Annotated in this window: 10 protein-coding genes; 4 read left to right on the top strand and 6 right to left on the bottom strand. The window is 69.7% G+C overall.

The features are described from left to right. Positions 1-74: 74 nt before the first annotated feature. Together EPL04_RS01390 and EPL04_RS01385 are read right to left on the bottom strand one after the other, a co-directional pair. A complete protein-coding gene (locus EPL04_RS01390; RefSeq protein WP_134668719.1) occupies positions 75-1,226 on the bottom strand; it encodes a nicotinate phosphoribosyltransferase in 1,152 nt (383 codons plus the stop codon). A gap of 111 nt (positions 1,227-1,337) precedes the next feature. Continuing rightward, positions 1,338-2,831, bottom strand: coding sequence for an Hvo_1808 family surface protein (locus tag EPL04_RS01385; RefSeq protein ID WP_134668717.1), 1,494 nt, complete (start codon positions 2,829-2,831; stop codon positions 1,338-1,340). A 104-nt stretch (positions 2,832-2,935) separates the two neighbouring features. Between EPL04_RS01385 and EPL04_RS01380 the strand changes: the two genes are divergently transcribed. Next, positions 2,936-3,508, top strand: a complete 573-nt coding sequence (locus tag EPL04_RS01380) for a cysteine hydrolase family protein (protein WP_134668716.1) — start codon at positions 2,936-2,938, stop codon at positions 3,506-3,508. 91 nt (positions 3,509-3,599) lie between these two features. After that, a complete protein-coding gene (locus EPL04_RS01375; RefSeq protein WP_134668714.1) occupies positions 3,600-4,763 on the top strand; it encodes an outer membrane protein assembly factor BamB family protein in 1,164 nt (387 codons plus the stop codon). Here the strand turns inward: EPL04_RS01375 and EPL04_RS01370 are convergent. Genes EPL04_RS01370 through EPL04_RS01360 form a run of 3 tightly spaced genes read right to left on the bottom strand, consistent with a single transcriptional unit; the run spans position 4,744 to position 7,343 of the window. Further along, on the bottom strand, positions 4,744-5,985 hold the full coding sequence (locus EPL04_RS01370; RefSeq protein ID WP_134668713.1) for a PQQ-like beta-propeller repeat protein: 1,242 nt from the start codon (positions 5,983-5,985) through the stop codon (positions 4,744-4,746). The two genes, EPL04_RS01375 and EPL04_RS01370, sit on opposite strands and share 20 nt — an antisense overlap. Further along, positions 5,982-6,527, bottom strand: a complete 546-nt coding sequence (locus tag EPL04_RS01365; RefSeq protein WP_134668711.1) for a PH domain-containing protein — start codon at positions 6,525-6,527, stop codon at positions 5,982-5,984. Before EPL04_RS01365 ends, EPL04_RS01370 begins: the two co-directional genes overlap by 4 nt. 18 nt (positions 6,528-6,545) lie before the next feature. Further along, positions 6,546-7,343, bottom strand: a complete 798-nt coding sequence (locus tag EPL04_RS01360) for a hypothetical protein (protein ID WP_134668709.1) — start codon at positions 7,341-7,343, stop codon at positions 6,546-6,548. Between the two features lie 219 nt (positions 7,344-7,562). Between EPL04_RS01360 and EPL04_RS01355 the strand changes: the two genes are divergently transcribed. Then, the gene (locus EPL04_RS01355) at positions 7,563-7,934 is read left to right on the top strand and encodes a DoxX family protein (protein WP_134669012.1); all 372 of its coding nucleotides are present in this window, start codon (positions 7,563-7,565) and stop codon (positions 7,932-7,934) included. 12 nt (positions 7,935-7,946) lie between these two features. On the opposite strand, the gene EPL04_RS01350 is transcribed toward EPL04_RS01355, so the two are convergent. After that, a complete protein-coding gene (locus EPL04_RS01350; protein WP_134668707.1) occupies positions 7,947-8,831 on the bottom strand; it encodes a hypothetical protein in 885 nt (294 codons plus the stop codon). Between the two features lie 54 nt (positions 8,832-8,885). Here EPL04_RS01350 and EPL04_RS01345 point away from each other — a divergent pair, with 54 nt between their 5' ends. Further along, positions 8,886-9,587, top strand: coding sequence for a lipoate--protein ligase family protein (locus EPL04_RS01345; RefSeq protein WP_134668705.1), 702 nt, complete (start codon positions 8,886-8,888; stop codon positions 9,585-9,587). The last annotated feature ends 90 nt before the right edge of the window (positions 9,588-9,677 follow it).

Raw genomic sequence — 9,677 nt, 5'->3', positions numbered from 1 at the left:
ACTAGACAGCAACGGCACCGCACCGCGACCGCTCCGCGACTCCACCGCACCGCGACCGCTCCGCGACTCCACCGCTACGCCTGTTCGCGGAATCCGACTGCGTCTGCGTCCTCGCGTGCGCGCTCGGTCGCCGCATCGAGGTCGAACTCCCGGACGATTTCGCCGTCCCGGATCAGGGGTTCGAGCAACGGGTCGCCGCCCTCGGGATCGGCGCGATCGGCGAGCCCGACGTGATGACCGCCGTCGGGCGTCCGGAACGCCTGCTTGACTCCCGAGAGCTTCCCGCGCTTCGAGACGGGCTCGCCGTCCAGTTCGACGATGTCGAGCGCGAAGTCCAGCGGATCGGCGTTGCTGACGTAGCCGCCGACGCCGAACCCGTCGACCAGATCGCGGAGCTCGCGGAGCTCGGTCGGCCCGAGCCCGCCGCTGACGAAGATGTCGACGTCCTCGCGGCCCCGAGCGTCGAGCTCCCACCGGACCTCCCGGACGATGTGACGAAAGTCCCCGCGCCGCGAGCCGGTGGTGTCGAGTCTGACGCCGTCGAGCGCGTCCCCGAGAGTCGCGGCCGCCCGGAGCGACTCGTCTTTCTCGTCGGAGAAGGTGTCGGCGATCGCGATCCGGGGGACCTCGGGCGCGACCGCGTCGTCGAACGCCTCCCACGCGGTCTCCTGATCGCCGAAGGCGATGACCAGCGCGTGGGGCATGGTGCCGCCGGCCTCCCGGCCGAGCAGTTCGCCCGCCGCGACGTGCGAGAAGCCGTCGAGGCCCCCGAGCAGTGCGCCGCGCTCGACCACGCCCGCCAGCGAGGGGTGGACGTGGCGCGCGCCGAAGCTCAGGACCGACGCGTCGGGCGCGGCTCGGCAGGCCTCCAGCGCCGCGGTGGCGATGGCGCTCTGGTGAGAGAGGAATCCGAGCAAAGAGGTCTCGTACCGCGCGAAATCGAGGTACTCGCCCTCGATCCGCAACACGGGCCCGCCGTCGAACAGCCGTCCCTCCCTGATCGCGTCGACGTCGACCGGGAGGTCTTCGAGCAGTCGCGCGGCGTCTTTCACGCCCGCGAGCAGGTCGAACTCCCCGGTCGGGAACTGATCGCGCGTGATCTCGGCGACGACTGTCGGATTGCGGTCGGCCCGTTCGAGCGTCTCCTCGGTTCGCAGGAAGTACGCGTCGGTGGCGGTCCCGTCGCGGACGGCCGCCTCCGGGATCGCGTCGAACCGGCCGCTCATCGCCACCGCCTCCGGACAGTGTGCATGTCCGGGGGTACCGCCGCCGGAGCGAAAAAGGTCTCGCTTGCGGGCGAGACGGCGCGTCGGTCGCGAGCGCCGCTCAGCCGCGGGTCACTGCTCGGGCGCCGCGCCCTCCCGAACGTCGCCGAGGTCCGCCACGGTCGGGGCGTTGGTGACGACGACCGTCTCGCCGTCCCGGTCGACGTGGAAGGCGTCGGCGAACTCGCCCTCGATGCGCCAGGTGTTCGTGCGGCCGTCGACCGCGGTGGCGTTGTTCGCCCGGAGGACCTGGCGGTAGCCCTCGACGAACTCCGCGGCGTCGTCCCCGGAGTCCCAGACCGTCTTCCAGACGTAGCCGGTCTCGTTCTCGGCGGCGGACTCGCTGGTGTAGACCGCGAGCTTGTCGCCGTCCCAGCCGTCCGAGTAGGTGCTGTTGTAGTCGTACGGGTCGAACTGGTCGATCTCACCGTCTTCTCCTCGGTTGAAGAACGACTGGGCCGGGACGATCTGTGTCTGGCCCTCCGAGGCGTAGACGGGGTACATGAACATCGAGAACAGCCCGGCCTCGCCGACGCTGGCGTAGTCGGGGCGCCCGTCGAGCCTCAGTCGACTCCAGTCGTCGTCGGACGCGTCCTCGATGGCGAAGGCCGCCGGCTCGTCGTCGCCGTACTTGTCGGGGTGGATGACCTGCTCGGTGCTCGCGGGCGGGTTCTCGTAGAGGTCGTTGACCGCCGTCCAGCCGCCCCGACGCTGGACGCCGCGAACGAACGCCGGCCCGTCGCTGTACGGCTGGAATCGGAGCAGGTACGGACCGATGTTGGCGAGTTCGGCGCCGCCACCGGGCGGGGACTGCGGGAACAGGCAGTCGCCGTCCCACTCGTCGCGACACCGCTGTTCGTAGAGGTAGTCGACGTAGTTGCCGTCGCCCTCGATGAGCCCGTCGTTGGCGTTGTGGAGTTCGCGGGTCGACTGATTGTACGAGGAGATGTCGAACTGCTGGTCCTGAAGCGCGTGGAACAGCTCTTGCGAGAGGGTGATCTCGTCGAGTTGGGGCGTCGAGACGTTGTCGGAGATGACCACGATCTCCTCGTCGGTCGGGCTGTAGTAGCCGCCGACCGACGAGCCCGAGTTGCGCCGCTGAATCGCGAGCGAGTCGGTCGACTCGTTGATCATGAACAGGGCCTCGAACTTCGCGTTGTCGAACGTCCGGCGCTTCTCCGAGCCGGAGCCGCGGCGTTGCTCGGCCCGAAACTCCTCGCGGGTCTGTATCTCGACGGGCACCCGCTCGTCGAACTCGAGCCCGCGGATCCGCTCGACGCGAGCCATCGACCGGGAGACGACGGCGTCGAGTTCCGTGTCGTTGAGGCCGTCGGACGGCGTGACGTTTATCGTCTCGTTGTACCACCGTCCGTCTTCCCATCCGAGCACGTCGGTATCGGGGTCGTCGGGCGCGACGACCGCCGACTCGGTGTCGACGGTCGTCGTCTCCACCCCGGACTCGGGCTGTGTCGTGTCCGCCGCCGTGGTCGTCGCCCCGCCGGGCGCCTGCGAGCACCCCGCGAGGACGAGCATGAGCGCGACGGCGATTGCCAAGCTTGATCGCATCAGTTGTAACTCTCACATGGGGCTACTCCGCTAAAAAGTTCGGGAAGGCTCGGGCCTCCGACACCGGGAAAGCGCTTTTTGCCGCCGTTTTCGTAGGGTCGCGTATGCGTCTGGAACCCGACTCCACCGCAGTGGTCGTGGTCGACATGCAGAACGGCTTCTGTCACCCCGACGGAAGCCTCCACGCGCCCGCGAGCGAGGAGGCGCTCGCGGCCGTGACCGAGGTGGTCGCGACCGCCCGCGAGGCGGGCGCGTCGGTCGTCTACACCCGCGACGTCCACCCGCCCGAGCAGTTCGACGGGAACCACTACTACGACGAGTTCGAGCGATGGGGCGAACACGTCCTCGAAGACACCTGGGACGCCGAGTTCCACGACGACCTCGACGTGCGCGAGGACGACCACGTCGTCGACAAACACACCTACGACGCCTTCTACCGGACCGACCTCGAGGGGTATCTCGACGCCCACGGGATCGACGATCTGGTCATCTGCGGGACGCTCGCGAACGTCTGCGTGCTCCACACCGCCGGGAGCGCCGGGCTCCGGGACTACCGCCCCGTGCTGGTCGAGGACGCGGTGGGGTACATCGAGGAGGCCCACAGGGAGTACGCGGTCGACCACGCCGACTTCCTGTTCGGCGAGGTGACGACGAGAGACGAGATCGGTTTCGCGTAGCGCCCGCGTCTGGTTCCGGCGGTCCGACCGCTCGGCCCGGGGTTTCGGGAACCAGTAGATATAATTTCTGACGGCCGAAACCCCCGCGAAAATGCGTCGGAGGCGTCTGCTCGCGGTGACCGGACTGTCGGCGCTCGGGGGCTGTCTCAGGCTGACCGCCACCGAGGAAACGAGGACCGAGACGGCCGACGGCGCGGCGACGGCCGGATCGACTACCGACGACGACGCGCCGGAAGGCGCCTCGACGACCGAGTCGGGACCGGAATCACTCACGCTCGATTCGGGGTGGCTGTGGAGAAAACGGCCGGCGGCCACCACGTTCGGTGACGACGCGCTCTACGTCGGCCGGAGCGATAGCGTGACCGCGCTCGACCCCGAATCGGGCGACGAACTGTGGACCGAAGCGACCGACTTCCAGATTCACTCGGTCGCGGCGACCGACGAGGGCGTCGTCGTCTCGGGCGGCGTAGACGAAGACGAAGAGACGACGGAGTCGGGGACCGTCGCCACTCTGAGTCCGGACGGTGATGTCGAGAACCAGACCGAGGTGGCACGCACGGTCGACCTGTTCGGGGTCACCGACGAGACGGTGTTCGCGGGCTACTCCAACACCACTTCCGAGCGCGAGGGGCCGACGCTGTTCGCGCTCGCTCGTCGGGGCCTCGACGAGCGGTGGACCGCAAGCCAGTTCGCCACCGACGCAGTTGGCGGCGTCTCGGTGACCGAGGGGACGGTACTCGTCGGCTATCTCAACAACTTCGCGACCTACTCGCTCGACGACGGCTCGGTCGGTATGACGACCGACTGGGGGGTCTCCGGGAGCCCGCTAGTGGTCGACGGCGTCGCCTACCTCACGACACACGGCGGTCTCCGGGCGCTCGACGTCGCCAGCGGGCTAGAACAGTGGTCGTTCGAGAACGAGAAGATCCATACGGCGCCGACGCTGGTAGACGAGACGCTGTACGTCGGCGGCTGGGACGGCCTCTACGCGGTCGGACGCGACGGCTCGAACGGACGGAAGGTACTCGACACCGGCGGCGAGGAGACGTACGTCACGACCCCGCCGGCGTTCCACGCGGGCCACGTCTGGATTCTCACGGTCGACGAGCGACTGCTCGCGGTCGAGCCGACCCGCGAGCAGGCGAGGTTCGAGACGCAACTCGACGGGCGCGGGCAGTGGCTTGCCGGCTCGGGCGACCGCCTCTACGTCGAACACGACGCGGGCGTCGAGGCGTTCACGGTCGAGTCACGGTGAACGCCAGCACGCGGTCGTCGAGGAACGCGAACAGGCGGTCGCCCGCGGCCGCGGTCCGCTCAGTGTTGGCGGGGAGTTGCGTTCGGAACACCGTCTCGCCGGTCTCGACGTCGAGGCCGTGGAGAACGTCGGTGTCCTGCGTGGCGACCCAGACCACGTCCCCGACGACGGCGGGCGAGTACCGTACCGGATTGGGGAGTTCGACCGACCACAGTTCGTCGCCGCCGATTCCGGCCGCGTGGACGTTCGGACCGACCGTGAAGAAGGCGACGTCGCCGTCGAACACCGGCCCCGAGACGTGCGAGAGGACGTTCGTCTCCCGCTCGACCGCGTGACGCCACACCTCCTCGCCGGTCGCGGGGTCGAGCAGTTCGAGCCCACGGTCGGCGTCAACGAACAACAACGACCCGTCCTTGACAACCGGGTCGGTGTCGGGGGCGAGTTGCCAGTCCTCGCGCCACGCCCACTGGCCGGTCGCGGGATCGAGCGCTCCGAACCGGTAGTCGAATCCGCCGACGTAGGCCGTGCCGTCGGCGAGGACGCCGCCGGTGTAGCTGCCGTCCTCGACGCTCGCCGACCACCGGACATCGTGGCCGTCCCGAGAGAGGCCGTAGAGCTTGTCCTCGCCGTCTTCGTGGAACGTCGTTCCGAACACCACGAAGTCGGACCCGATCAGCGGCGAGCCCCGCGTCGGCGACTGGTCGGCGTCGAAGACGACCTCGGCCGACCCCGATTCGGCGTCGACGGCGTACAGCGACCCGTCGGTTTCGGTGAGTTGTCCCACGCCGGCGTAGAGGGTTCCGTCGTCGGCCAGTGCGAGCGATCGCGTCCGGTACGGGGACGAGACGGTCCAGCGCCGCGAGCCGTCCGCGACGTCCAGCGCGAGCAGGCCGAGGTCGGTGGTCTGGTCGCGGTCGGCGACGTACAGCGTGTCGCCGTCGAGGACGTGTTCGCCCGGGCCGAGGTGGCGACTCCACTGAGGCGCTAACTCGACGTCCCAGTCGGAGGTCGTCTCGGTGGTGGTCGCCGGGTTCTCGGTGATCTCGGTGTCCGGCACTCGGTCGTTCGTGGTGCCGCCCTGCGTCTCGGACGCGGTAGTCGTCCCGTCGCCGGTCGCGGTCAGCCGGAGACAGCCCGACACCGCCAGCGAGCCGAGCGCCGCGAGGACGCCGCGACGACGGGACTCGGGCGAGTCGTGGTCGGGGGCCTCGTCCCGATTCATCGCTCGACCAGCGTGCTGACGCTGTCGTACAGCGCGTGGGGGCTCGTGACGTTCTCCAGTTCGATCGCGCCGAGTCCCTGATTCATCGAGATGGTACCGTACCCCAGCAGCTTCTGGACCCTGCTCTGGCGGAGTTCGTGGCTCCGGACCTTAGAGACAGGGACCGTGCGCTGCCACGTCCGGAAGAACAGTTCGTACTGGCGAGTGATGGTGTCCTCGTCGACGACGTACTCGGTCTGTCTGAGCACGTAGAGCCGAGCGAGGAAGCGCAGGACCCCAAGCCCGGTCAGAAGCGCCACCGCCCGCATCGCGACGGTCGCGGCCCCCGCACCGCCGAGGACTCCGGGGGCCGACCGGATCGCCGCGATCAGTCCGACGCCCAGAACCGTCACGGAGACGAGCCAGATCGTCGTGGGCCGGAGCGTCGGGTGAGTCCGTATCGGCGTCTCGACCGTCGTTCGGTTCGACGTCGAGGTCGTCGCATCGCTCCCCGCGTCGGTCGGTGCGGCTTCGTCGGGCGTATCGGATGATTGTACACTCATTGTGCGTGAATGGAAGAGTTACAGCGTCGGGATGGCCGGCGTGGTGTACGCGAGTATCGACGCGGAGATGTAGAGGACCGGCGAGGCGACCACCGCGAGGACCACCAGCAGGCCCTTGATGCGGTCGGCCCCGTGGTTGAGGCGCGCGCCGAGATACAGCGAGTAGAGGTAGTACGCGACGAGGACGACGAGGACCGCGAGCACCGACTGGCCGTGCGGGGACAACTGCCCGAGTTCGAGCGCGCCGGGACGACCGCCCGGGAGCCCCAGGCCCGCGCCGAACCAGTCGATGACCGCGTAGATGAACGCCTTCTGGAAATCGACGACGAGGGTGCGAGCGGCGGCCACGCCCTCGGCGGTCGAGAGGTACCAGACGACGGTGAAGATACCGGCGAGGTACGCGCTCGTGGAGTAGATGACCGCGTACGCGGTCCGGAGGAAGCCGTTCGACTGGAGCGTGACCACCATCGAGACGTGGACGCTCAGCAGTGTGAGTCCAGTCGCGGCCAGCAGGAACAGCGAGTTCTGGGCGAACCCGAACAGGAGTTGCCACGTCTCGGGACCGCCGACGCCGCCGAGCGAGCCGCCGAACCACGCGGGCATCGCGGGAACGTTCTGGCGCCCGAAGCCCGCGAGGGTCAACGGTCCGGCGTACGCCGCGAGGTTGATCACGTAGACCACCAACAGCCGCCGGAGCTGACCTAGTTGGGTCAACAGCGACCCCTGTCGCTGTCGGACGGTGCGCGCCTCGACGAGCGCCGCCGGTCTGAGTACCGCGTCGTACAGTCCGGAGACTACGCTCACCGTCCGTGACATGGTACGGTTACTCGGCGTTCGCAACGCAACATAAAATTTTTCAATAATATTCGTCGTCGAGCGAGACCCCCGCCGTCCCACCACGGCTTCGAGCGCGTCCGGGTCGCCACGTAGCGTGTCCGACCCCGGCGAGAGAGCGAAACTGTTTCACCGCTGTGAGCGCAACCGCCGACGGTGAACCGACTTCTCCAACGGCTCAAGCGCCCGCTGTTGTACCTGATGGCGTCGGCGTACGTCCTCGCGGGCGTGCTACACTTCGTCGTCCCGGAGTTGTACGTCCAGATCGTGCCGCCGGTGTTCCCGGCGGCGCTCGCGCTCGTCTATCTCTCCGGGCTCGCGGAGATAGCCGTCGGGGTCGGGCTCGCGATCCCCCGGACCCGGCGGCTCGCGGCGTGGGGAACCGTCGCGCTCCTCGTCGCCGTCTTTCCGGCGAACGTCTACATGGCGACCCACGGTGTCGTCGTCGAGGGGATGCCGGGCGGCGGCGACCCCTCGGAGCTCGTCCGCTGGGGACGGCTCCCACTGCAGGGGGTGTTGATTCTCTGGGCGCTGTGGTACACCCGGCCGACGACCGAGTCGGGGCCGTTCTGACGCGGGCGCCGGCTACCGACCGCGCGTCACGGTCACCGCGACGCGCTCGCCGACCTCGAAGTCGGCGTCGGGACACACCAGCTTCGCGCCGAACGACGCCCGGCGCGAGCAGAACAGCGAGACGCCCGTGATCGGCGTCCCGTTCGCCAGCACGGTCACGTCGTCCCACGCGACCGTCCGGCCGTCGGCGACGCCCACGGGCCGGCCCGCGAGCGAGACGGGACCCGAGGCGTCGCCGAGGAGCCCGCCGCCGTCGTAGTGAGGGAGGCCGCCGTCGAGGACGCCGTCGGGCTCGGGGTCCCCGCCCGAGGAGCCTCCATCCGCCTCGCTCGCCGCGACGCACCCCCCGATCCCCGCGAACCGCTCGCCCGGCGCGGGGTGGTCGGGGGCGTCGAGGACCACGTAGGTGTCGGCGCGCTCGGCGACCCGACCGGTCCCGTCCCACGCGACGGCGACCGGGTCGACCGCCGCGTCGACCGAGAGCGACCCCGAGGCCCGGTGGGGGTTCGCGTCGCGCTCGCGGAAGCCGAGGTGGACGTGGTTGTCGACCCACGGCGCGAAAAAGCCAGACCGCACCATCTCGCCGAGCGAGTCGCCGACCGCCACCGCCTCGCCCGGTTCGACCGCCGGCTCGACGTGGAGGATCCGGGCGAGGTGGGTGCCGGTGTCTATCACCACGAGGTAGTCGTGCTCGACCGCGTACGGCTTGGGCGGCGCCGAGACCGTCCGGGTGGCGACGACCTCGCCCGCGACCGGGCTCGGAGCGTCGTCGCCCGGTCGGTCGTCCGACTGGGGGTAGAGGTCGATCGCACACCCCTCTTCGTGGGCGACGTACGGCGAGTTGTACAGCGAGAACCGCGGGAACAGTTCGAGGGTCGCCGCGGGAAGCGTGACCATCGTTCGTGTCTCGAAGCCCGGAGGATTTAGGTACTCCGGATGCAACCCCCCGCCATGCGCGTACTCCGCGGACGGGCCGACTCGCCGGTCGCCGACCGCGACGCCACCGCCGCGATGCTCGAACGCACCGCCGAGTCGGGCGACCCCGCGGTCCGGGCGTGGCGACCCCACCGCCAGATCGCGTTCGGTCGCCGCGACTCGCGGAGCGACGACTACGACGTCGCAAAGCGGGTCGCCCGCGGTTGTGAGTTCGATCCGGTCGAGCGGTCGGTCGGCGGCCGGGCGGTCGCCTACACCGGCAACACGGTCGCGTTCGCGACGGCGGTCCCGCTGGCGGACATGCGGGTCGGGATGGACGAACGCTACGACGAGGCGACCCGGGCGATCCAGCGCGCCCTCTGGAAGCTCGGCGTCCCGGCGCGGCGCGGCGAGCCCGAGGCGAGCTTCTGTGCGGGCGACTACTCGCTGCAGTGTGAGGGCAAGCTCGTCGGCATCGCCCAGCGCGTCCGGAAGAACGCCGCGCTGGTCTCGGGGGTCGTCGTCGTCCGGGACCGCGAGGAGATCGCTGACGTGCTCGATCCGGTCTACGCCGCGCTCGGCGTTCCCTTCGACCCCGACTCGGTCGGGAGCGTCGCCGACGCCGGCGGCACCGGCGATCCCGACGAGGTGGCCCGGACGATCGAGGCGTTACTGGTTGGCGACCGGGAGACGGAGGTGGTCCGCGTGGGCGAGCGCGAGGACGCCGCCAGCGCCTGAGCCGGGCGTTCGACCCGCCCCTTCGCTCGCCGGCACGGCCGGCCGTCGGGCGCCGAGCAGACGACGCTGGCACTTCGGGGCACCAGAGAC

Origin of the sequence: Halorussus marinus (assembly GCF_004521895.1) — an archaeon.
Classification (GTDB): domain Archaea; phylum Halobacteriota; class Halobacteria; order Halobacteriales; family Haladaptataceae; genus Halorussus; species Halorussus marinus.
The sequence above is the reverse complement of the archived record's forward strand: the minus strand, read 5'-3'. Positions and strand labels throughout refer to the sequence as shown.